At 26.8% G+C, this 23,090-nt stretch carries 25 protein-coding genes and 1 tRNA gene; all 26 read right to left on the reverse strand.

Annotated elements, in window-relative coordinates:
- Nucleotides 1–211 precede the first annotated feature (211 nt).
- Nucleotides 212–296, reverse strand: a tRNA-Ser gene (locus MarbSA_RS03135).
- A gap of 633 nt (nucleotides 297–929) precedes the next feature.
- The gene (locus tag MarbSA_RS03140) at nucleotides 930–2,081 is read right to left on the reverse strand and encodes an Ig-like domain repeat protein (protein WP_221061836.1); all 1,152 of its coding nucleotides are present in this window, start codon (nucleotides 2,079–2,081) and stop codon (nucleotides 930–932) included.
- 399 nt (nucleotides 2,082–2,480) lie between these two features.
- Nucleotides 2,481–4,460, reverse strand: a complete 1,980-nt coding sequence (locus MarbSA_RS03145) for a right-handed parallel beta-helix repeat-containing protein (RefSeq protein ID WP_054835665.1) — start codon at nucleotides 4,458–4,460, stop codon at nucleotides 2,481–2,483.
- A gap of 722 nt (nucleotides 4,461–5,182) precedes the next feature.
- Nucleotides 5,183–5,701, reverse strand: a complete 519-nt coding sequence (locus tag MarbSA_RS03150; protein WP_221061837.1) for a hypothetical protein — start codon at nucleotides 5,699–5,701, stop codon at nucleotides 5,183–5,185.
- Between the two features lie 150 nt (nucleotides 5,702–5,851).
- Nucleotides 5,852–6,469 (reverse strand): energy-coupling factor ABC transporter permease, encoded by a 618-nt coding sequence (locus MarbSA_RS03155; protein WP_221061838.1) that lies wholly within the window; start codon nucleotides 6,467–6,469, stop codon nucleotides 5,852–5,854.
- A gap of 115 nt (nucleotides 6,470–6,584) precedes the next feature.
- Complete coding sequence (locus tag MarbSA_RS03160; protein ID WP_054835669.1) at nucleotides 6,585–6,995, reverse strand: hypothetical protein; 411 nt, start codon at nucleotides 6,993–6,995, stop codon at nucleotides 6,585–6,587.
- A gap of 438 nt (nucleotides 6,996–7,433) precedes the next feature.
- Entirely contained in the window at nucleotides 7,434–7,772 is a 339-nt protein-coding gene (locus MarbSA_RS03165; RefSeq protein ID WP_054835671.1) for a DUF2149 domain-containing protein, read from the reverse strand.
- A gap of 19 nt (nucleotides 7,773–7,791) precedes the next feature.
- Nucleotides 7,792–8,442 carry a MotA/TolQ/ExbB proton channel family protein gene (locus MarbSA_RS03170; protein ID WP_221061839.1) on the reverse strand — a complete coding sequence of 217 codons (651 nt, stop codon included), beginning with the start codon at nucleotides 8,440–8,442 and terminating at the stop codon, nucleotides 7,792–7,794.
- A gap of 38 nt (nucleotides 8,443–8,480) precedes the next feature.
- Nucleotides 8,481–8,696 carry a hypothetical protein gene (locus MarbSA_RS03175; protein ID WP_221061840.1) on the reverse strand — a complete coding sequence of 72 codons (216 nt, stop codon included), beginning with the start codon at nucleotides 8,694–8,696 and terminating at the stop codon, nucleotides 8,481–8,483.
- A 496-nt stretch (nucleotides 8,697–9,192) separates the two neighbouring features.
- Nucleotides 9,193–11,982, reverse strand: a complete 2,790-nt coding sequence (locus MarbSA_RS03180; protein WP_054835253.1) for an FmdE family protein — start codon at nucleotides 11,980–11,982, stop codon at nucleotides 9,193–9,195.
- 894 nt (nucleotides 11,983–12,876) lie between these two features.
- On the reverse strand, nucleotides 12,877–13,836 hold the full coding sequence (locus tag MarbSA_RS03185; RefSeq protein ID WP_054835254.1) for an RNA-guided pseudouridylation complex pseudouridine synthase subunit Cbf5: 960 nt from the start codon (nucleotides 13,834–13,836) through the stop codon (nucleotides 12,877–12,879).
- A gap of 490 nt (nucleotides 13,837–14,326) precedes the next feature.
- On the reverse strand, nucleotides 14,327–14,548 hold the full coding sequence (locus MarbSA_RS03190) for a 50S ribosomal protein L14e (protein ID WP_042701517.1): 222 nt from the start codon (nucleotides 14,546–14,548) through the stop codon (nucleotides 14,327–14,329).
- Complete coding sequence (gene cmk / locus MarbSA_RS03195) at nucleotides 14,549–15,067, reverse strand: (d)CMP kinase (protein ID WP_042701520.1); 519 nt, start codon at nucleotides 15,065–15,067, stop codon at nucleotides 14,549–14,551.
- Nucleotides 15,067–15,333: a 50S ribosomal protein L34e gene (locus MarbSA_RS03200; RefSeq protein ID WP_042701523.1), complete on the reverse strand. Its 267-nt coding sequence runs from the start codon at nucleotides 15,331–15,333 to the stop codon at nucleotides 15,067–15,069. Before MarbSA_RS03200 ends, cmk begins: the two co-directional genes overlap by 1 nt.
- Before the next feature lie 310 nt (nucleotides 15,334–15,643).
- Nucleotides 15,644–16,222: an EMC3/TMCO1 family protein gene (locus MarbSA_RS03205; protein ID WP_042701526.1), complete on the reverse strand. Its 579-nt coding sequence runs from the start codon at nucleotides 16,220–16,222 to the stop codon at nucleotides 15,644–15,646.
- Nucleotides 16,223–16,257: 35 nt separating this feature from the next.
- Nucleotides 16,258–16,812: an adenylate kinase gene (locus tag MarbSA_RS03210; RefSeq protein ID WP_042701529.1), complete on the reverse strand. Its 555-nt coding sequence runs from the start codon at nucleotides 16,810–16,812 to the stop codon at nucleotides 16,258–16,260.
- A gap of 37 nt (nucleotides 16,813–16,849) precedes the next feature.
- Entirely contained in the window at nucleotides 16,850–18,214 is a 1,365-nt protein-coding gene (gene secY, locus MarbSA_RS03215) for a preprotein translocase subunit SecY (RefSeq protein WP_221061841.1), read from the reverse strand.
- A 361-nt stretch (nucleotides 18,215–18,575) separates the two neighbouring features.
- The gene (locus MarbSA_RS03220) at nucleotides 18,576–19,013 is read right to left on the reverse strand and encodes an uL15m family ribosomal protein (RefSeq protein WP_042701535.1); all 438 of its coding nucleotides are present in this window, start codon (nucleotides 19,011–19,013) and stop codon (nucleotides 18,576–18,578) included.
- A 39-nt stretch (nucleotides 19,014–19,052) separates the two neighbouring features.
- Nucleotides 19,053–19,511 carry a 50S ribosomal protein L30 gene (gene rpmD / locus MarbSA_RS03225; RefSeq protein WP_042701538.1) on the reverse strand — a complete coding sequence of 153 codons (459 nt, stop codon included), beginning with the start codon at nucleotides 19,509–19,511 and terminating at the stop codon, nucleotides 19,053–19,055.
- 42 nt (nucleotides 19,512–19,553) lie between these two features.
- The gene (gene rpsE, locus MarbSA_RS03230; protein WP_042704375.1) at nucleotides 19,554–20,198 is read right to left on the reverse strand and encodes a 30S ribosomal protein S5; all 645 of its coding nucleotides are present in this window, start codon (nucleotides 20,196–20,198) and stop codon (nucleotides 19,554–19,556) included.
- A gap of 8 nt (nucleotides 20,199–20,206) precedes the next feature.
- Nucleotides 20,207–20,782: a 50S ribosomal protein L18 gene (locus MarbSA_RS03235; RefSeq protein WP_221061842.1), complete on the reverse strand. Its 576-nt coding sequence runs from the start codon at nucleotides 20,780–20,782 to the stop codon at nucleotides 20,207–20,209.
- A 12-nt stretch (nucleotides 20,783–20,794) separates the two neighbouring features.
- Nucleotides 20,795–21,241 carry a 50S ribosomal protein L19e gene (locus MarbSA_RS03240; protein WP_042701544.1) on the reverse strand — a complete coding sequence of 149 codons (447 nt, stop codon included), beginning with the start codon at nucleotides 21,239–21,241 and terminating at the stop codon, nucleotides 20,795–20,797.
- Nucleotides 21,242–21,569: 328 nt separating this feature from the next.
- Nucleotides 21,570–21,896, reverse strand: coding sequence for a 50S ribosomal protein L32e (locus tag MarbSA_RS03245; protein ID WP_054834721.1), 327 nt, complete (start codon nucleotides 21,894–21,896; stop codon nucleotides 21,570–21,572).
- Nucleotides 21,897–21,958: 62 nt separating this feature from the next.
- Entirely contained in the window at nucleotides 21,959–22,492 is a 534-nt protein-coding gene (locus MarbSA_RS03250; protein WP_042701548.1) for a 50S ribosomal protein L6, read from the reverse strand.
- Between the two features lie 8 nt (nucleotides 22,493–22,500).
- On the reverse strand, nucleotides 22,501–22,893 hold the full coding sequence (locus MarbSA_RS03255; protein WP_042701550.1) for a 30S ribosomal protein S8: 393 nt from the start codon (nucleotides 22,891–22,893) through the stop codon (nucleotides 22,501–22,503).
- Nucleotides 22,894–22,904: 11 nt separating this feature from the next.
- The gene (locus MarbSA_RS03260; protein WP_042701553.1) at nucleotides 22,905–23,051 is read right to left on the reverse strand and encodes a 30S ribosomal protein S14; all 147 of its coding nucleotides are present in this window, start codon (nucleotides 23,049–23,051) and stop codon (nucleotides 22,905–22,907) included.
- Nucleotides 23,052–23,090: the final 39 nt, after the last annotated feature.

Below are 23,090 nucleotides of genomic sequence, written 5' to 3' on the forward strand. Positions count from 1 at the left end.
TTAATTAAAAGATTTTTATTAATTATAAATCCTAAGAGTACACTATTAGTTATATTACAATTAAGAATCGATTATAACAATGATCGATTATAGCAATTCAAAAAGATTAAAAAATTAAAAAAGATTAAAAAATAAAAAAATCACTTATTTAACTTCAATAAAACTTAATGAATAAATAGTAAAAATCTCAATCGTTTTATATACTAATAAACGCCGAGACTGGGATTTGAACCCAGGCGGGGAAAATCCCCACAAGATTTCCAGTCTTGCGCCTTACCAGGCTAGACTATCTCGGCAAGATAATATAGCAAATGAAACATAACATTCACAAGAAGAAATATATACTTCATTGAGAAAAAAGCTTCAAAAACTTACTAAAATTGTGAATTTGAAATAATATCAATTTCAACAAATTAAATAGTTGATAGACTATTAATAAACAATTAGATAGCTAATAAACTATTAAATACTTAATAAACTACAATATATGATTAATATTATATTATTATAAGAGTAAAAATACAATATTTTCTAAATTATAATCATTGATAATATAGTAACATATTAAGGATAAACAAATATTTTAACTTTAATACATTTAAACTTTACGGTTTATTTTATAGTTTATGAAAATATTTAAGCTTAATATTTATAGTTATTAGACTTAATATTTATAAAATTTAGTAGTATTTATGAAAAATATAATTTATAAAAAATAAAAGTAAAAATAAGATAAGAAAAGTAGATTAAAAAAAGTAGATTAAAATAAAAATAATAAATAAAAAAGAATAGTTTATAATTACAAAATATATAATATAAAATATATAATGACAAATTCATAGTACATATATAATAAATATAAATATATATAAAATTTATCTCTAAAAAAGCTTATAAATAATATCACGACCATAAAAACCTGTAAATAGCTATATGATAGTTATATAAGTTTTTTTATTTAAATTATATGTATTATATGTATCTGTGGTAATTTTTGGAGTTAATAATGCTCTTCCAGATTTTTTAATTTTAAAAACAAGCTTTATCAATGAAGTTCCAACTTTAGCTTTTTTAATAGTCACAGAAAATGTATTTTTCTTTGAACTATATTTTTTAATACCAGCACCTATTGCTTTTATATATTTAAGTCCACTTGGTACTTTATAAGTTAATTTTGTATTTGTTGCACTATCAGGACCCTGATTTATTATTCTATAAAATATTGTTACAGTATTTCCCACCTTTGGTCTAGCTTTACTTGTAGTGATTTTAGGATAAACACAAGCTTTTTTTACCTTTAAAATAGCAGAATTAATTACATCAATGCCATATTTAGCTTGAATCGTATGTTTACCTGGATTTAATTTAACTTTGTAATTTATAGCAGCGATACCATTCTTACTAGTTTTAGCTGACCCAATTAATTTATTATCAACATAAAACTTAATATATTTATTAGATATCTTTTTATTATTGTAGGTTAAGATAGCTTTCAATTGAGTCTTTTTATTTTTATCTGCAAAAATATTACTCACTTTCAAATTATAAGCATTCTTTGTAATTGTTAGTTTTCCATTTCCTGATGATGAAGAATACAAATTATCTCCTGCAAATTTAGTATTAATAGTATATATACCTTTTTTACCTCTAAAATTAATCTTAGCTATTCCACCATTATCCGTTATTCCCTTATATGTTTTTCCATTGATTGTAAATTGTATTTGCTTATTTTGAATGGGTTTATTTGAACTATCCTTTAATGTAGCCATTATATTAGTATTAGTATTTTCCAAAACTTTTATATTATTAACACTAAGCTTTGTCTCTTTTTTAACATTGTTTAAATTAACATGAATGATTTTTATTCCAGGTCCCTCAGGATAATCAACATCCCATGCTTCAGCCTTTATAGTATATCTACCATTTGGTGCTGAGCTAGTATCCCATACACATTCCCATCCATCATTAGGATTTTTATCTGTTATGATTTTTTTATAATTGTTAGGTCCAGAAATTTCATAAATAACACCTTTATCATCAATTGCTGTATGAGTTCTAATAGAAGTTTTTATTTTAACCATTCCATTAACATTAGAGTTATCTATAGGTGATACAAACTTAATTTCTGGAGGGAATGGATCATGAGCAAATGCAACATTAGAAGAAAATCCAATAACCGCAAAAATAAATAATGATATTAAAATAATTCTCTTAAATCTAATTATAATTCCACCTATTTAATATTTTATTCCATATTTAATATTTTATTCAATAATTTAAGATTTATTAAATATATTTATTCAAATATTGATTTTAATATTATTATAATAAAAAATTAATATTTATTATAATAAATAAAAAAATAATTGAAAAAGAGTTTAAAAACATGGAAAAAGTTTAAAAATATTTAAATATTTAAAAACATGTTTTATACCTTTAAACAATTGAAAATATTTTTAAATAAACTTTTAAACATATATTTACCTTCTTAGGGTAAGTATAACTTTTCCAGTAGTTCCTTTAGCTAAATTCAATTTAATGGCTAATTTGCCATTTTTAAGAGAAGCTTTTTTAGCATATTTGTAAGAAGCTTTGGAAAGTTTATATTTTTTCAAATCAATTGTAACAATTTTTGATCCAGCTATATTACCTGTATTTTTCCATTGAATAGTTTTTTGATAAATCTTGCCTTTTTTAATAGTTTTAGTTTTATCTGATGCTTGTTTGATAAGAGCGAGTTTAACATCAGCTATAGAACTTGAAACAGTAGCTTTTTTGTATTGTGTAGAATTAATCTTTGCATCATTTGATATAGCTTGAAAACTAAGTTTTCCAGTTTTAGTAGGTGTATATGTGAATGTTGCAATTCCATTTGAATCCGTTTTCCCAGTTATAGTTTTTGATCCAATTTTAAGTGACACAATTTGACCTTTTACAATAAATCCATTGGTTCCTGTAGATTTTACTTTAACAGTAATTTTTCCACCATTTTTAGCTTGGGTTGCACTAATTATATTTAAGTTAGTACTATAAGAATTTGAATTTTCATTATAAATAGCATCAGTACCTCTATATACATTATTATTTATAAATTCAGATTTAGAAGTATTCATTTCACTGTATTGGATAAATATTGCATTACCATACTCTGCTCTGTTGTTTATAAATTTAGAATTTTTAATATTCATAGTTCCATTTTCATCTTGATAGATTGCTCCACCATTATCTGCATAGTTATTTGTAAATATACATCCATCTATTAAGAAACCTTTAGCTTTATTATAAATTCCTGCACCAAAGTCTCCAGAATTTTTTGTGAAGTTTGAGTTTAAAACAGTAAAATTATCTCCAGCATTTTTTATAGCTCTTTCACTTGATTCAAAGACACAATCTTTAACAGTCACATTGTATCCAGGACTATCAGTTGAAGCTGAAGGAGCATTGTTAATTGCAGAGTCTTTACAATTTTTAAATGTAGAATTTTCTATCCATATATTTCCACCACCAACAATAGAGATTGCAGAATCTTTACCACCATCAAAATAGGAATGTAAGATCTTTACATTAGTTGCAGCAAAGTTTAATGTTTCAGAATTATTATATCCTTTAATATATGATAATGTAACATTATCTCCATCAAAAGCTATTGGACAGCATGGAAAATTACTAACAGTAATATTTGTAAATAATATATGATTTCCACTTGATTGAATAGGGCAGCAAACCATTGAAGATATTGCAAAAGGATTTGTTTCTGTTAATAAAGAGTTTTTAATTGTAAAATAATCTCCCCAATTATCAATACCATATCTATTAGGATTATATATTGTTACATTATCTACTGTACAATAGTTTCCACTAGTAGCTATAGTTCTTGCAGGTCCTTCAAAAATACCAGGACTAATAATTAAAGAATTCTCTATAAGAAAATTATCCCCACTATTCCAAATTAGTGCAGGCCTAGCAGGATTTGAAGCTCCTTTTTGAGGATAAGACTCCTTAATAGTTACACCAGATATATAAAGACCATCTCCCTGATTTTTAATTGCTGCACTATCGTTTAAAGCCCCAGAGCTTGTAAAACCTTTTAAAGTTACATTGATCAAGGATAGACGAGCATTTGAACCCGCATTAATAAACCAGTTAGTATTCCAATTAGCTCCTTCACCATCAATTATAGTTTTATCTCTTGAATTACCTATAATAGTGATATTTTTATTATTAAATGTTATATTAACATTCTTAACACCTTTATAAGTACCATCAGCTAACTTTATAATCCCTTCAGAACCATCACCAATACTATTAATACTATCATTAAGAGTTCCATTAGTAGAATTGATATTTATAGTGGTAGGTTCGCTAGCACTAACAGTACTTATAGTTAAAGCAAATAAACAAAAAATAAGCAACATTAATATGCTTAATTTATTTTTATTCGTTATTAAAACTTTATTCATTATTAAACCTCCTATAATTTATTTTAATAAATTAAACTTGATATATCAAGAAAAAGTTACTAAAAACAGCAAACAATACCCAATAATATGAAAATAGCATAAATATAATATCAATATAATAATATATTCTTTATATTAACATATAGTCATAAAAAATTGTATTAATTAGCTGATTCTTAGTCTCATTGCGTGATATAAATTGAATTTTTAGTAATAACTATTTAAAGATTTCTAAAAAATAACCCATAAAATTTCTTGCAAAAATTAAAATAAAAGGATATTATTATCTTAAATCCAGTGAAAGTTATTAATAAACTGTAAAACTATTATATAATCTAAAAAAACCCTTAAAAAGTACGATAGTAATACTCATTGATAAAATAATATCATTATAAAGTTAAGAATTATTCAGTAAATGTTATTATTCTTAGTAAATTTCAATAAATATAACAATGGTAATAAATATTGGAAAAAAGTAACTACTATATATTTAATATTAAATTTTAAAGGAAAATTATAGTATTTAAAAAATAGTAATACTTTTCAATAAAATAATACTATTATAATAAAATTACAATTTCCATAACAAAGACAAAAAATTAAAAATAAATAAAAAAATTAAAAATAAAAAGCTAGAATAAAAAAATTAAATAAAAAATTAAAATAAAAAATTAAAATAAAAAATAATTATTAAAAATAAATAAAAATAAAGAAATAAAAAATTATTTTTTTCTTTTTATTATATATGTACCAATAGCTGAAACCAATCCAATAATAACAATTATAAGAATCAATGATGTAAAGTTTAAATCCATATTCCCAACATTATTATTAGAAATTTTTGAAGAATTAGAGTTAATGTTTTCAGTACTATTAAGCTGTTTTAACTTAATCAAACCATTTTTAATAGAATCATCATCAGAATCAACCACGATAATCCTATTAGATAAATCTTTATGTTGTTGTAAAAATTCATTACTAACATTCTGATATGCAACAACTAAAATCATCTTATTCTTATTTGATAAGGCATGTTCAAGTTGATGTTCTACATCAGATACAGAGTTAAATTTATAGACTTTAACATCAAAATCCATTTGTTCAGCTAATTTTTTAGCTATAACACCTGTTGAATCATCAGATAATACCATAACATCTTCAGTAACATCTACACCATGTGCATTTATTCCATTTATTACAAAAAACAATATAAATATAATAAAAATTCCTTTAATTTTCATTCTTCTTTTCTCCGTAATTCTTATATCTTTAAAATCTTATCTCTTTAAAAATTAAATATATTTAACAGAACCTATTTAATATAAAAAAGTTAAAATAAGCTATTTGAAATAAACTATTTAATAAAAGTTGTTTAAAATAAATAACAATGATTAAAATTTATCTAATGTCATTAAATCAGGTTTTACTCTTTCAATAGTAGAAACAATCAAAGTAGTTGCAAAACTTTCTATTAGTCCAACAAATAAATAGAAAGGTAGTAATGAATAAATCAATATTTCTAACGATGTAGATCCAGAGATCACTAATATTGAAATTTGAGTTAATGTTGCAAAAATAATTCCCATTAATGTAGCAACAAAAATTCCAATAGTTTTACTGAATTTAGAAACAAGAATGTAAAATATATAAGTTCCTATACTAAGAGCAATACCCATTGCACAAACATTTGCACCTAATGTTGTTAAGCCCCCCATTCCCAAAAATAATTGGACTACTAATGATAAAAAGGACACAGCAATCCCATTTAGAGGACCTAATAAAATCACAACTAATGGAATTAAGAAAAAGTGTATAGGAACTCCAAATGGTGAAGGAATAGAAATTGAAGTTGCCACAACTGTTGCAACTGATAATAATGCTATTAAGACAAAACGCTGCTCAGATTGATTTTTAGACATCTTATATGAAAATATTAACAAGGCAATGATCATTATTACCCAATAAACTAAAGCTTGATTTAATGGAATTATTCCATCTGGTAAATGCATTCTTATTTCCTCCTAAATAAATAACATGATATAAAAATAATAATTTTTAAAACTAAAAGTAATTTTTAAAACTAAAAGTTAAAAATTAAATATAAAAAAGTTTATTAAAAGTATTTTATTTAATGTTTTTTAAATATAAAAATACAATTATTCCAATGATAGCTAAAATTACTATTATAATCATTAATATATTATTTAATGAAATTCCATCATCTAAACTATTATTTGTATTATTATTCAAATTATTTTGAGTATTATTGGATTCATTAGTATTGTTAGTATTATTGTTAGTGTTATTATTAGTATTATTGTTTGTAATTTGAGTATTATCTTCAGAATTAGAATTCTTATTTTTAAAATTTTTATCAGAATTAGTTTTTGTTTTAGAATTTTCCTTTTTTGAAGTATTAGATTCAGAATTTTGATTTGAATCATCAGTATATTCAGTATCTTCAACAGTTACTTCATCTACATAATTTTCATGTCCAGAATGTCCAGGATGTGCATTTACAAGACTAAAAGTCATTGAAAAAATCAAAGCTAAAATTATTATAATTCCTATTTTTTTAATTTTAAGAATAATTAGCCTCCTTTAATATTTTAATGCCTTTACTATTTTAATATTATAATAATACAAGTATCAATTAGATAAAAAGATATTTTATAAATTATATCTATAGTATAAAGTAATACATTATATAAGTTTTGTGTTATTACTAAATATCTCTAATTCTAAAAAAAATAATACTTAACTATCTATAACCATAAATAATTATACAAAAGAATGGTTATTTATTAAATTTAATCTTTTAAAACATTAAAAATTTTTTTCTAAAAAAAATATATTGTTGATTTTTGTTTTTTTATTTGTTGGTTGTTATATTGGTTTTTTGTTATTTTTTTTATTAGTGTTTTTTTATTGGTTTTTTTATTGGTATTTTTGTTGTTTGGAGGAAGGAGAGTTTTATCCTTCTACCATTATGAGTTTTCCCGTTGATGGGTCTTTATATACTTTTCCCATTTCTACGTATCCTTGTCCTGAGCTTTCAGTTGTGTTAGGTGTGTCGTTTAGTTCTTCTCCTTGGTTAACCTGTGATACTTTTTGCATTTCTTTCATTGTTTCTTGTTTTTCTTCTGCTGTCATGTCACTGAATACTACACTTTGCATATTCCATGACATTACTAAAAATACCAATAATCCAACTGATATTACTAACATTGCATCTACTAAATTAGTTGTTCCAGCCATAGGATCCTCTTCAACCCTTGAAAACCTTCTGTTTTTCCTATCCTTTCTTGCCATTAATATACTACCTCCATAGTTAATTTGAAGATTCCATGTATTCAAGGATAGCGTCTGATAGTGCCTCTAGGTTGGATAGGTAGTCGTCGTACCATCTTCTGCGGATTTTGGATACTAAGTAGGCTACTGCTCCGGCTCCGATCCCAACTACGGTTGTGTCGAATGCTACTATTATTGCTTGTGATAGTGCTGTTACATCTCCGCTTCCTAGTGCTGCTAGTCCTGGTCCCATTGGTATTAATGTTCCCATTAATCCTAAGGTAGGGCCGATTCTTGTTACTATGTCTGTTTTTTCAACTATTTTGTCGATATGGTTTTCTTCACTTTCAATATATTTATTTGCAAGTGCAAGTCTTGATTTATTTTTTAAATTTTCAGATGATGCTAGTTCTGTTAGAATCTTTTTTTGACTTTTGGGAATTATTGAATCATTTATAACTTTTTTAACTTCTTCAGGGTTTTCAGAATCTGAAATTTCATAGATCAAATCTTTTATTGTGTTTGCAGTTATCTTTTTCCTGCTTGTATACTCTGAAATTAAACCACCAAGAGTTATCACCGCATAAAATACAAAAATCAGCAATATCACTATCACAGGTATCAACAAACTTTGAGAAATAACATTCAAACCAGAAGTTAAAATATCACTACCGGGAATACTCACAACCATATTAAAATCACCATTCTAGTTAATTAATAAAATAAAATTTAGTTTTTATTCTTAAATATGTTGAATAAAAATACTATTGCTCCAAATCCAAGTAAAAATACCACTATAAGAAGTAATGCATCATTTAATGAAATTCCTAAATTAGAATCTCCATTTATTAAATTAGTGGAATTAGTTTCATTAGTATTATTAGTGCTGTTATTAGAATTATTTTGATTATTCACTCCATTTCCACTATCACTACTATCAGACACACTTGAAGTTTTGCTGGTATCACCTTGATTATTTGAATTTGATCCTCCATCTGAATTTTTCGAAGAATCTTGAGAGTTAGAACTTCCTGTATTCTTTGAAGAAGAATCAGTTTGTTTTGAAGGATTTGAAGAAGAATCTTGTGAAGATCCAGAAACACCAGAATTACTATTTTGAGTATCATCTGTAGTTACCTCAGTATAGTCACCATGTCCTGGATGAGCATATCCAAATCCTAAACATCCCGCAGATATTAATATTGTGATTATTATTAGAACTTTAAATTCATTTTTAATAGTATCCCCCCATAATTATTGATATAATTTAAAATTATAAATTAAACATGTGCATTAATTGATATAGGCTAATTTAATAAAGTTAATAAAATAAAATCTAGTATAATGAAAATAATAAAGATAATAACTAAAAAACTAATAAACTAACTAATTAAATAAAAAATAGATTTTTGTTGATAATTCAACAAAAACCAAAAAAAGTTTATTTTTTACTAGCATGTCTTACATAACCAAACCCAGCTAATCCACTAATTACTAAAACTAAAATGATTGCATAAACTAAGTTAAAATCATCAATTTCAGTAGTAGCTTTAGATACTTCATAAGAATTACCTTGTGAACCATCATTTTCAGCTGCAGAAGCAGATTCAGTAGCTGCAGAAGCACTTACAGTATTTAAGCCTGCTGAAAAAGGACTATAACCTTGAGAAGTTCCTGAACTAGTGAATAAATCACTTCCATCACTATTTGATGATGAATCACTGTTTGTTTTATGGTTATTAGATGAACTATTAGTTTTAGATCCACCATTGTTTGTAAAACCATTATTAATTGGTGGTATAAGTTCATCTAAAGTTCTGTCAGGTAATGCCATTATAAAAGCTAATGCATTTCCTTCTGCAGTATTTTTAGCTCCAGAGATTATCTTTTGAAGGTCTGCTTCATTGATAAGTTTAGTAGTTAAAAATGATATTTGTTGTGCTTGGATTAGGTTTGGAGAAGAATAATCTCCGTTATATAATTTGATATATTCTTCATATGAATCACTTCCTGGTGCAAATTTAGGTGGAACCCAATTAACAATAGATACTGTACCTGTTTTAGTTACACTATTCCATTTTATAATGATACCAACATTGGATTTATTAGTTATACTATCATCATAACGTAAATTGAAATAATTACCCATACCTGGAGAAACTCCTAAAAGTCTTGAAATTACATCATCTTTACAATTAGCATTAGTTGTAATGTAAATATAGCTTTCATTTTCACCAAGAGGATGTTCATTATAAATATAGTCTGATATTAAATATCCAGGACTACTTCCTCCACAAACATGGTTATGGAATAACCATGCTATTAAAACATCATAAGGAGGATCATATTTCAATACCTCTTGGATAATATAATTCGCATTTGAAGATTCATCACTACTATTACCAGTTGTAATCAACTCTCCAGTTATAGGATCATATTTCAAACTATAAGATAAGGTATTTGAACTATTATTAGGATCTACCCAGAAGAAATCAAATACTAAATCTTTCCATAATGAGGTATGGACCGGTAATAATGTTTTTCTACTTAATTGAGATCCAAATATATTATAAATCCCATCAAAGACTTTGTTAGTAACTGTTCCATTAATTCTTACAAATCCAGCTGAAGTTAAAACAAAAAATTTAGAATTATCTTTTCCTATGTCAATACCTAAACTAAGGAAATATTGTTTAGCTTTTTTAGCTGCATCTTCACCAATTTTTTCAAGTTCATGATTAGTTAATGGTTTTGGTTTTGTAGTATTTTGTGTTTCACGAGTTGCATTAGTCAAAAATCCCTCTTTAGATAAGTTGAGAATATAATCCATGTCTAAGCCATGTGCTGATTGAGTTACAGTGCCTTTACCTGGTTCTTCACCCATTAAATAAAACAAATGAGTTTCATTTAAACCTTTAAATTCATAAAGTATATCAACCAAAGATAAAGGATCATTAGTAAGAGTTTGTATTAACCATTTTTGGTACTTTAAATCATTAGAAACATTAGCTTTAGGATCTAAACCCGTGAGTTTTTTGTATTTTTTCATTATTAAGTCTTCATTGTAAGACATTATAATTAATAAACCAGTTTTAGTCTGTGAATTCCACCTTATAAAACCAGTAGCGGTTTTATTAACCATAGTGTCAATTCCAATATAAGCTCTTTTACCAGGAGTAATATCTAAACTCCAAGTAAATGCATCATCATCAGAACCTCCTGGAACACCTAAAACATAGTATGCAGTATTCTCAAGTGGTAAACCAGATTCTCCTTTTGGAGGATAATATTTTAATAAAGCTTCGATCATAGCTTGACCACTTATAAGTCCAGTACAAACATGACCATGATATGCTGCTTGAGTTAAAATATCTGCAGGTAGTCCTGCATCCCAAGAATTAGCAATACTTACATAAGAATATGCATCTTCCTTTCCAAGCATATCTTGAATTATTTTCCATTCAGATGATTTTAAACTAGTGCCTATAATCCCATTATAAACAGGTTCTAAAGATCCATTTTTGAAAAATACCATGTAAACTTTTCCACTACTTTTATATTTATAAATAAAAGCTATGTTAAGAGGATCTGTTCTTACAGCTGATAGAGTTAATAAATTACCTAAACCAAAACCAACATATCCATTTGCTCCGTTTATGATACCTTCTAATGCATCCTCAGATGTTTTACCACCAACATAAACCATACCTGCAGTAGTTATAACTAACATTTCACTACTATTAGCAAATGTTCTCAAGCTATTTGCTTTTTTAGCAGCTTCACGACCTATTTTATAGCTTTTAGTTGCTTTCATTTGAAATGTAGAACTAGCTGTTAAATTTCCATTAAGTGTTACATTTTGAGATTTAGTATTATAACCTGGTACTGATATTAATATATTGTATATAGTATTCTTTGTAGCTTCTGAATGATTAAAAATTAAAGTATACTTTTTAGTTGCAGTATTGTAACTTTTTGTATAATTTATAGAATTGTTATTGTGCTTAACTGAAATACTAGGGTTTATCTTTTCATCATCACTATAGTCATGATTAATTTTAATATCAATTTTAACAGTGCTGTTTTTATTATGGTTATCGATTGGCTCTTGAGTATTATCAACTGCTGAAGCTCCAGCAATCATAAATAGAGTGAATATAAAAATTGCCAGTACAAAAATTGATTTTACAAAATTTTTACTTTTTTGATTATTTTCAAGAGTTTTTACCATTTTTACCTCCTTAAAAAATTTTAAATTAATTACGGCAGTCTAAAAATACATAATTAATGTAAATTTATCATTATTTAATTAATCAAACAATGATCATCTGCCTAAAATTTATTAAATAGTAATACCATATATAAGATTTGTGTTATTACTAAAACATGCATTATATATAAAAAAATATTAACGACCTAGATTTGTAATACTTTTTCATTGAATAATAAACCTTTTTATTACAATTAAAGATAAAAATAATTTTTTTAAAAAAAGTATTACTTGGAAAAAAATATTGTAATGCTTTAAAAATAAAAAATTAGCAATAATATTAATGCATACAATAAAATAAAAAAGTAATACTTTTCATAGAAAGTAATAAATAATATAACAATAGTAATAATAAATATAACAATTGTTTTTAAGTTTAATAGGATAATAATAGCCCAATGAAAGTTTTACCTTAATATAACAATAATTATGCTTAACATAGTAAAATAAAATGAAATATAAAAATAATATTCAATATACTCTTAAATAAATATTTAAATCTTAAAAAATCATAATCTAAAAAAGTAAAAATAGTAATAGTAAATGAATACACTTATAAATATTAATATTGAAAACAATAACTGGATAATTTAACAGTGTGGTAATAAAAAATAAAAGAAAGAATGCAAATAATATCTATAAATACAAATAATACTTAATTTAATAGTCCTTACATCAAAATCATATTAACAATGCAGATTCTTATTGTTTTAGTACAAAAATATGCTCTCCCAAACATGAAAAATTATACAAACTATTAATATAATTGTACATGTAAATAAGTCAAAAATTAATAGAAATATAAAACGAAAGTCTATTAAAAAATTATAAAATAAATTATTAAAAATAAAAATATTATTTCCACATCATCGGATATACGCCAGTATTCATGAAAACTTTCTTTGTATTAAACATTATTCCCTCAGAAGCCATCAATATATCTTCCACATTGAAAAGAGCAGTAGCTGAAGCCACTAATTCTCCTTTAAGAGTAAATATTACAACTTCATCATTTTTTTTAATATCATCGGAAAGAGAAGATATTCCACCAGCAGCTAAATTTGCACCATGACATATTGCATCAACAGCGGAATCTCTAATAAATACTTTTGATAAGTGCTCAGTAGCTGTTTCCATTGGCAATATACATTCTCTTAAATAAGATTCATTATTCTCTTTATTCCAATAATAATATGCATCAGTTAAATCTTGTAAAGTTACTAAATTATTATCCTCAGTAAAAGATCCAACTTGAGTTCTCCTTAATTCTGCCATATGAGCTCCAACTCCTAAAGCTTCACCAATATCTTTACAATAGGTTCTTACATAAGTTCCAGCTTCGCATCCTATCTTAAAAAGAACATCCCTACCCCCTATCTCGAGAATGTCAGCATAATATATTGTTCTAACTCTCAATTCTCGTTTAACAGCAGATTTTACTGGAGGAGTTTGATATATTTTACCATGAAACTCTTTAAAAACAGTTCTTACACTTTCCTCATCAACATCTTTATGTAAAGTCATTAAACAAACATATTCCTTAGGAGCAGCTAAAAGAAGCTGTATGACACGAGTTGCAGTATCAATTCCAATAGGTAAAACACCAGTAACCTTTGGATCCAGAGTTCCACCATGCCCTGTTTTTTCAGAATTTAAAATTCTTCTAACCCATGAATCTATTTCATGAGATGTTGGACCAGATGGTTTATCTAAATTAATAACACCTTTAGATATATGTTCTTCAATTGACCTATCTTGAGGTTTGGAACCATAATTCGGATTTGTATTTGCTTTTGATTTTATTAAAAGAGTCATATATAACACCTCAAAATAGATTAAATTAAAATAAGTTTATAATTAACAGTAACATTATTTTTAGTATTCTAATTAATAAGTTTTTTGATATTTATAAAATATGAAAAATATTAAAAAAATATTAGAATAAATTAAAAAAATATAAAAAATAAATACAAAAATAATAAGAATACTATAACATAGAAAATAGAAAAATAACATTAATATAAAAAAAATGATACTAATATAAGAAAATGATACTAATATAAAAAAAGATATTAATATAAGAAAAATAATATTAATATAAAATATAGTATTAACATGAAAGCATGAATAAATATATAAAAAAATATTTAAAAGTATTTAAAAATATTTAACTAATCTAAAAATAATTGTCTAAAAATATTAAGAATATAAAAATTAAAAATAAATAAAAATCTAAAATAAAAAATTAAATAAAAAATTAATAAAAAATTAATAAAAAAATAAAAATAAAAAATTATATGTTAAACTATAAGGATTCTAAATTTTTTTTAATAGCTTCAACATCATCAGAAACTTCTATAGTCTCTTCAAGAGGTTCTAAATGATTTATATTACATCTTCTGTTTTTAACAGAACCTCCAATAACTTCTACAAAATTTTCATCGATGAGTTCTATAATTACACATTTTTCTCCAGCTTCTCTACCAGCTGTTTTAACACATACTCTTCCTACTTCTATGGATGCCATTTATATCACCTTTAATGTTGTTAATATAATCTCTGCAATACTATCTGGGTTAAACCTATTAGTATTAAGCACTAAATCATAGATATCAAAATTATTAATATCTATATTATGAATATCTAAATATCTTAAAGCCTCACTTTCTTCACGAATAATAGTTTCTTCAATAACTACCTCCAAAGATTTAGACTCACGATTTGAAACACGTTGAGCTCTAATATCTAATGGTGCAAGTAACCATATCCGAAGATCTGCTTCAACAAAATAAGCAGAAAGTCTTCCTTCAACAATAAGATTTTCAGAATTTTTAGCTATTTCAGATTGTCTTTTATCAAGTTCAATATCGATAGCAGTATTATCTTCAGCATATTTACTGAATTCTATAAGAGACATTTCCTTTTCTTTTGCCATATCTCTAAAGATACTTCCAGCAGAAATAAAAGGAATATCAATTTTTTTTGACAATACATCAGCTGCTGTAGTAGTTCCACTACCCGCTAAACCACCGATTGTTATAATCATTAGGACCTTGCCTCTGATTTAAAATAATCACGAGCACATTTAGAGCATAAATTTCCTCCAAATGGCCTATTAGGTCGTTTTTTAGTTTTTGATAATTTTCCAATTTCATATGGTCTTCCTCTTGGAACCCCATGCAAAATTGCACCACATTCAGCACATACATGCTTACTTGGTTTTTTCTTCTTATATCTTAGGACATTTTGTCCACCAGGAGTCTTTTTGTTAATTCTTTTATAAGATCTAGATCTATATCTTGATTCAGGCATTTTTTCACCTATTTTTGAATATTATTTAATAATATTATTTAATTTTTTAATATATCATTTAAAATGTTATTTTAATTTAATATTTACTATTAGAGATAATTCCATGATTCATCATGATTCATATTATTATCTCAAGATTGAAATTCATGATCTATTTGTAATTAGCGAGATGATCATGAGAGGTTATAAAATTAATAACCTATTGAATATAATATATGAATATATTTTAATATGTATAGTAATATTCATTTTATAGTTAATATCCACAGGTTAAAAATCATGATAATAAAAGCTTACAGGATATTTAATATTAAAATCCTGTTTTAAAGCCCATAAATTTTCTAAGAATTTGTGTCATAGCAAAAGTACACATTATGTACCAACCTAACCAACCTGCAATAAAAGGTACAGAAGGTCCTCCTCCATAAAACATGCCATAAACACCATGCCACACAGGAACTAATAATACATAATAAACAAACTCAGGAAGCTGAACAATCACATTATTAATTGGATTTGTAGGCTGACCCATCCACCAAAACATTAGCATTATTGGAATAAGAGTCACGAGCAATGGTTTAAATGAATTTTTCATCATATCTCCTTGTTTTGCCATAACATCTTTTTGCATAGCTTGAGCTTTAGCCAAAGCTTTAGCATCTCCACTCATCTGAGCTTCTTTCATCTTTTCTTGGAATTCTTTCATTTCCGTTCTTGAAGCTTCCATTTCATCTTGATCAACTAATAATTTATTAGCTAATGTAGTGAAAAATGCGATGATAGTTGCTATCAAAAAAATTGTAAGCATCGGATTATTGGGCATAGGATCTAAAGCTAATATCGGACCAAAAATCCAATTGAGCCCACCGAAAATTATTTCTAAAACCATTTTATTATCCTCTTATTTTCTTCATATTTTATATATTATAAAACTTCAAATAGTTTATCAACAATCACATCAAGTTGATCATTATGATTTTCTAAGATTTTTACAGTAGCACCAGTAAGAGTTGCATATGCCATAGAAGCAGCTCTATTCATTTCTTGGTGTAACTTAATACTTTCATACATCTCTAAATCCCTAGTTCTTGACTCATCAGAAATTCTTCTAAGCATAATCTCATCAGGATCTGCTTCAATTAAAACAAATATATCTGGTTTTAATTCTTCAAGAACCCATTGAGGAAGCCCTGGTAAAAATCCAGATGGTGTAGATATTGTACAATGAGTATCTACAATGACATTATTATCAGCAGAGCTTTCTTTTATCTTTGCTGCAGCTTGTTTTTGAATTTCTTTTTGAGTTTCAGGAGACAATTTTCTAAGCTCATCTCTATCTTTTACAATACTGTTTTCTATAGCTATCTCAGTCATTACATCCCCATAATTTAAATGGATATAATCAACTTTCTTTAAAGTACTCTCTAAAACAGTAGTGCTTCCAGAACCTGGAATCCCAGTTAATACTACTAATTTCAATTAAATCTCCTCAATATTGATTATTATATATTTATATCTAATCTCCTAAGAATTTTCTAAGCATTGGATGCATATCCATTAATTGTTCTTGTGCTATTTCTTCATATAGTTTGTAAACAATACCTACAGTAAGTAAAACACCAGTTCCTCCACCAACTGCTTGAGTTAAATCGGCTCCAAAAGCAAGTAAACCTACAAAAACACCACCAAGCACAGTAAGAGCAGGAATATACTTATTTAATATCTTATATAACTGCCGTTTACTACTTCTAAAACCTGGAATTTGAATTCCCGAATTATATAATTGCTTAGAAATTTCTTTTGCATTTAAACCACTCATTTCTACCCATAGCCAAGAGAACAATATACAAAAACCAATAAAGAAAACACCATATATTAAAACCTTTAAAGGATCTGTAAAAACTACTCCTAAGCTTGAAGGAGTGGTTAAATAATAAGCAAGGCCACTAATAGCTTTACCACCTTCAACTTGACCCAAAATAGGAAATCCTAATTTTTGGAATACACTAGCCATTAATGAAACATTAACAAGAAGTGCACTAGTTAAAATAACTGGCATATTACTTGCATATATAAATTTTAAAGGATATTTAGCTACTGAACCCCTAATTCTTCCATGTCCCTTAACTTGTCCATGAGAAATTGGTATTTCTACTCTCATACTTTCTCCATAAACAGCTACTAAGAAAACACCAATTGTAGCTATTAGTGGAATTAATATAGTTGGATCAGGAGAACCTGATGTAATAGATTGTATGAATTTAGGAATCATTCCAGGCATAACACCAGGACTTGCTTTAGTTGGTAAGAAATTAAAAGTTCCAACAACAATTGCTTCGGATACACCTGCAGCAATAAATAGTCCAATACCACTTCCAAAACCCCATTTTGAAACAACTTCATCAAGGAAAAGTATTAATAATGCACCAATAATTAATTGGAGCATTAATAACCATAAGAGTGAAGGGTCTGTTGGAATTAAACTTCCAGTATATACAAGAACAGCAGCTTCAAATACTGTAAATACAATAGCTAAAATCTTCTGAGTACCTTGGAACAATGCCTTATCTTCATGGCGAGAAAGATCTAATTTTAAAATTTTTGCCCCTACTAAAAGTTGTAGTACAATAGATGAGGTAACAATAGGACCAATCCCTAAAGTAAGAATTGAACCAAAACTACCGGCCATTACAGCCCTCATTTGAGCAAATTGATCGACTGCTAAAGGACTTAATCCATATAAAGGTACTTGTGTTAAGAAAAAATATAATACCAGTACAATGGCAGTCCATTTAAGCTTTTCTTTGAAATCTTGCCTATGAATAGGTGTTTTCACCTCAGGCAATATAGAAAATAATGGTTTTATATAATCTAAGATCATTTTATTCCTCAGTACTTGTAATATTTGTTACAAATTGTAAACTGTATTCTATAAATCAATGTATTTATAGATTATTATTTGATTTCATTATTATTCAATATAAATTGAAAATATTAAAAAGTTCTAAATTTAATAAATTTAAATAATATCTTTTTTAATGATAATATTTTTCTTAATTTTTAATATCTTAATTTTTAATATTTATAGTATATTTAATATTTATAGTATAATTTAGTAATTGGAATACCATATATCTAATAATTAGATATTTATAATGATATTTGTAATAATTAACCTTTTAATATCTCTTTTTAATAAATATCTAATATAATACAGGATATATTAAATATTAGAAGAGTAACTATAATTTTATAGCTTCTCCACCAGCTTCCTGTATTTTATCTTCTGCAGAAGCAGAAAATGCAGGAGATTTAATTATCAAAGGTTTTAATAAATTTCCTTTACCTAAAACTTTACCATAACCTAAGTCAGTTACATCAATAACTATAGTATCTCCTTCTTTAGTAGCTATTCCTTTAGCTAATAATTTTTCAGAATTATCATCTAAATATCCTATATTAACAGGTTTAATTTTATTAGTCATTTTTTGAGGTCTTTTAAAACCATATTTCCCAAAATGATTTGGATCATTTTTAACAGTCCAAGTCCAATGATGTTTGCCCAATCCAGCTTTACCTTTACCACCTTTATGACCTGCACCTCTTCTTTTTTTAGTGCAGCCTCCACCAATAGACCTAGAACCTCTCATTTTATTAATTTTACGAGTTTTTCTAATCATTATAACACCTACATTAGTTAAAAGATCATTAATAGCTCATTAGCTCATTTTTTTGACTAGATCTTTAATAGATTCTCCTCTATAACCTAAAGATCCACCTTCTTTAATTGAACTTCTAATGCCTTCATAACCTTTTCTCGGAGGATGTAATCTAAATACTGGTTTAATCTCGATATCTTCCTCTTTAACATCACCATTAATAAGAGCCTTAGATAAATCTTCAATAGAAGAATATTGAGTTTTTTCTGCTAAAAGTTCATCAGTGATTTTTTCTCCACCAACAAATTTTCCTCTTTTTGAAATAACTTCAGCTAAAGTTTCAGAGTCAATTTCTCCCCAAGTAATATAATCTTTAGATTTCTGAAGCATACCATCAAAACTAGGAGTATCTTCTATTAAAACTCCATGATTTATTCTAGTTAATCTTAACATTTTTAAAGTGTCAGCAATATCTTTTTTAACACCAGTTGTACCTCTAACTCTAACAACAAAAAACATTTAATCACCTAAATATTGTATAATAGCCTATATTTATAGCTATTAGCTAGAGCATACACCCATATTTTTAAGATCTTTTTCACTAGCTTTAACTTTAGTTAATTGTTTTAATGCTTCAAAAGTTGCATTAGCATAATTAACAGTAGTTTGAGTCTGACCACTAGTTTGAGACCATACATCAGCAATTCCAGCAAGTTTCAATATTGTTTTACCAACATCTCCAACAGCTAATCCAACACCAGCAGGAGCTGGCATTAAAATAACACTAACACTTCCAGTTTTACCTTCTACTTTGAATGGAACAGTATGTTCTCTTCCACATACACAACCCCAATCTCCACAGCCTCTTCTAACTTTGATAATATTATATTTAGCATCATCAACAGCTTTTCTAATAGCTGGACCTACTTCACGAGCTTTACCTTGACCTAAGCCAACATAACCATTTTTGTTACCAACTGCAACAATTACTCTAAAGTTAACTTTTCTTCCAGATTTGTGCATTCTTTGGACTAAATTTACATCCATTACTTCTTCTTCTAAATCTGGAAGTAAAGCATCAACTATTTCTAATTCCATTATTGGGAGACCTTTTTCAAATATTTCATCAATATCAGTAATGGTACCATCTTTGACCATTCTACCAACTTTTGTTTTAGGTTCCCAGTCTTCCATATTAAAACTCATAGTACCCCTCAAGCCTTCTCAATTTTATTTTTAATTTCTTCAAAATGATTAGGTAAGTCTACAGGTTGAAGTCCTCTTTCTAAATATTTAGAAAAATGTTTTTTAACTTCTTCATCGTCTAAAGACTTAGCATATTCTGCAATATGTACCCCAGCTATTCTATCATCATCAGGTACAATAGATTCACCATAAGGAACATCTAATCCTGCATCATTTGCAGCTTTAACACCAGCAAATACTTTAGCTCCTTTAATAGATGATTTTAATCCAATGTCTAAAACAGCTTTTTCAACACCTTTATCTAAAGCTTTCTTAGCACATAAATAAGCAGTCAAATAAGTTGCACTGGTGTTTTTAGTTCCACCTAACCAACCTAACTTTTTTAATTCTTTAGAATGTGCAGAAACAACAGTTTCATCTCCGTTCTCCCCCACATTAATAATCTGAGCAATAACATTAGCATTAGAAATCCTAATTACTAATCTAGACTTATCTAAATCTACTAGTTTCATTCTAGCATCATAATTAGTTTTTCCTTCTCTTCTTCGTCTAAATGCTACTTTATATTTTGATCCTTGTGCCAAATTCATTCCTCCTTATTTAATCAAATCATGATCCCTGGCATAGGTTTTCATATAAGATTTACTTCTAAAGGCTCCACCTTTAGCCATTCTATATAATTTACGATAAGTAGTAACATCGATCTCCTCTGCATCACGCATAGTTTTAAGATCTTTTCTTAAAGCTCTGATGGTAGTCATCCAAGCTTGTTTTTTAGGAGTTCTTGCATATTTAGCTCCTTTAATACTACCCCTACCTTTTCTTCTTCCTTTTTTCTTTTGTTCAGCTAATTTTTTTGATCTATAGCTACTAATACCCTTTTGAGGTTTAGCTTTTATAGCTTTTTGATCAATTAGCTGCTTAACACCTTCTCTTGTAATAGCCCTTGATACTTCTTCGATTTGTTCAGGATCAATCCATACTTTATTAACCCCAACTTTAAGTATGCTTGCAGCTAATCTCTTTTGAGTGGTAAGATTCATAAAAAACCTCCATTTTAGCTTTTATTAGCTTGAATATTATAAATAATAATATTATAAATATAATGTTATAAATAACAATTATAACTATTATTCAAGCTCCCTTAACTTTTAATATTAATAAATTAAAAACACACCTATTAAAAAATACCTATTAAAAAACGCTACTAGAATAAAGTATAAGCATATATCCAATAAATCCATAAATCATAAGCTTACTCCTAGATTTAAATTTATTTCATGATTTTCATCCTATAGCTTTTATTCAATATATTTAATAGTAATACATTTAATAGTAATACATTTAATTTTATTAATTAATTTATTTAATTTACTTATTTAAAATTTTAATTCCTAATTCTGATGCCTTATTTAACATCATTTCCTTCTTTTTTTTACCAATACTAGCACTAATTCTACCAGCTTCAGTATCAGGATTTAAATTTTCTAATTCAGACATATTTCTAACAAGAATATCTTTAAATCCAGATGGATGTAATCCTCTTTCGGATTTAGGAGAACCATAACCAATAGCAGGCATTGCAGGTTTTCCTGCTTCATACCTTCTCATTTTACTAGTTTTTCCTCTTGGACGTCTCCATTTTATTCCAAGCTTTTTATATCTGGCGTATTCTTGTCTTTTGAATTTTTTCTTCATTGAATCACCAATAAACATTATAAATAATGAATTTTTAGTATTTTATTTTAAACTTCTTTATTTTAAGCTTTATCTATAAGATATATTCCATCTTGGAATACTCTTGGATCTCTTCCCTTAATTTTAGTAGCTTGCTCTAAGTTAGCCACAGTTTGACCAACATCCTCTTTATTAATACCTGTGACAGTAACTTCATCCCCTTTAACATTAACTTTTGCACTACCCACAATTTTAGCAGTACGAGGATGTCTTTCACCAAGGAAATTATCAATATTAACTTTATTTCCACTTACTTTTACATTCATTGGAAAGTGAGCAAATACAATTTTCATATGATAAGTAAACCCTTCAGTAACACCAGTAATCATATTATTAATATGAGCACGAGTAGTTCCAATCATTGACTTATCTTTCTTTTTAGGAAAAGAAGTTTCTAAAACTATTTTATCATCTTCTTTTTTCATAGATATATTAGGATATGTAAATTTTCGAGACACTTCACCTTGAGGTCCTTTAATTATTACATTATCGCCAATTGTAACATTTACATCTTCAGGAATATCTATTTCTTCGGTAATATTAGCAGCTAAAACCATCCTATCACCTAATACATATAAGCCAACAAGCGGCCACCAATACCCTTTTCTTTGGCATCTTTATGAGTCATGATACCTTCAGGAGTGGTTACTATTAAAATTCCAAAATTCTTTGCTGGTAAATACCTTTTTTCAAATTTCTCAAATTCATCTTTCTTAACAGAATGACGTGGCTTTATAACACCACATTGATTGATGTTACCTTCAAGTTCAACTTGAAATTTTCCTGCCTTTTTGTCATCTATATATTCAAATTCACTAATATAATTCTCTTTTTGCATTGTGCTCAAAACTTGCCCAATTAATTTAGAGGCAGGAGAAATAGAACATGATTCATTAACTTGAAGTTCATTATTTCTTATATTAGTAAGAGCATCAGCAAGAGGATCCATAAGAGTCATAATTAACACCTCTAATTATATTTTTTAAATCCAATTTTAGGAGCAATCTCTCTAAAACATTGCCTACATAACATGAGTCCATAACGACTAACCATAGCAGAATGATCACCGCAACGACTACATTTTTTTGCTGCTTTTCCGTATTTTCTTGGCAACATATCACCTTATTAATTTAACCTTAATTATTAAAATTAATT

It is taken from the genome of Methanobrevibacter arboriphilus, from assembly GCF_019669925.1.
In the GTDB taxonomy this organism is placed as follows: Archaea; Methanobacteriota; Methanobacteria; order Methanobacteriales; family Methanobacteriaceae; genus Methanobinarius; species Methanobinarius arboriphilus_A.

Bases quoted from the DNA above. Each gene is read 5' to 3' on its own strand.
- MarbSA_RS03140 (WP_221061836.1), bottom strand. From the start codon at position 2,081: ATGGTTAAAATAAAAACTTCTATTAGAACTCATACAGCAATTGATGAT.
- MarbSA_RS03145 (WP_054835665.1), bottom strand. From the start codon at position 4,460: ATGAATAAAGTTTTAATAACGAATAAAAATAAATTAAGCATATTAATG.
- MarbSA_RS03150 (WP_221061837.1), bottom strand. From the start codon at position 5,701: ATGAAAATTAAAGGAATTTTTATTATATTTATATTGTTTTTTGTAATA.
- MarbSA_RS03155 (WP_221061838.1), bottom strand. From the start codon at position 6,469: ATGCATTTACCAGATGGAATAATTCCATTAAATCAAGCTTTAGTTTAT.
- MarbSA_RS03160 (WP_054835669.1), bottom strand. From the start codon at position 6,995: ATGACTTTTAGTCTTGTAAATGCACATCCTGGACATTCTGGACATGAA.
- MarbSA_RS03165 (WP_054835671.1), bottom strand. From the start codon at position 7,772: ATGGCAAGAAAGGATAGGAAAAACAGAAGGTTTTCAAGGGTTGAAGAG.
- MarbSA_RS03170 (WP_221061839.1), bottom strand. From the start codon at position 8,442: ATGGTTGTGAGTATTCCCGGTAGTGATATTTTAACTTCTGGTTTGAAT.
- MarbSA_RS03180 (WP_054835253.1), bottom strand. From the start codon at position 11,982: ATGGTAAAAACTCTTGAAAATAATCAAAAAAGTAAAAATTTTGTAAAA.
- MarbSA_RS03185 (WP_054835254.1), bottom strand. From the start codon at position 13,836: ATGACTCTTTTAATAAAATCAAAAGCAAATACAAATCCGAATTATGGT.
- MarbSA_RS03190 (WP_042701517.1), bottom strand. From the start codon at position 14,548: ATGGCATCCATAGAAGTAGGAAGAGTATGTGTTAAAACAGCTGGTAGA.
- cmk (WP_042701520.1), bottom strand. From the start codon at position 15,067: ATGATTATAACAATCGGTGGTTTAGCGGGTAGTGGAACTACTACAGCA.
- MarbSA_RS03200 (WP_042701523.1), bottom strand. From the start codon at position 15,333: ATGCCTGAATCAAGATATAGATCTAGATCTTATAAAAGAATTAACAAA.
- MarbSA_RS03205 (WP_042701526.1), bottom strand. From the start codon at position 16,222: ATGGTTTTAGAAATAATTTTCGGTGGGCTCAATTGGATTTTTGGTCCG.
- secY (WP_221061841.1), bottom strand. From the start codon at position 18,214: ATGATCTTAGATTATATAAAACCATTATTTTCTATATTGCCTGAGGTG.
- MarbSA_RS03220 (WP_042701535.1), bottom strand. From the start codon at position 19,013: ATGATTAGAAAAACTCGTAAAATTAATAAAATGAGAGGTTCTAGGTCT.
- rpmD (WP_042701538.1), bottom strand. From the start codon at position 19,511: ATGTTTTTTGTTGTTAGAGTTAGAGGTACAACTGGTGTTAAAAAAGAT.
- rpsE (WP_042704375.1), bottom strand. From the start codon at position 20,198: ATGAGTTTTAATATGGAAGACTGGGAACCTAAAACAAAAGTTGGTAGA.
- MarbSA_RS03240 (WP_042701544.1), bottom strand. From the start codon at position 21,241: ATGAATCTTACCACTCAAAAGAGATTAGCTGCAAGCATACTTAAAGTT.
- MarbSA_RS03245 (WP_054834721.1), bottom strand. From the start codon at position 21,896: ATGAAGAAAAAATTCAAAAGACAAGAATACGCCAGATATAAAAAGCTT.
- MarbSA_RS03250 (WP_042701548.1), bottom strand. From the start codon at position 22,492: ATGGTTTTAGCTGCTAATATTACCGAAGAAATAGATATTCCTGAAGAT.
- MarbSA_RS03255 (WP_042701550.1), bottom strand. From the start codon at position 22,893: ATGACTCTTATGGATCCTCTTGCTGATGCTCTTACTAATATAAGAAAT.
- MarbSA_RS03260 (WP_042701553.1), bottom strand. From the start codon at position 23,051: ATGTTGCCAAGAAAATACGGAAAAGCAGCAAAAAAATGTAGTCGTTGC.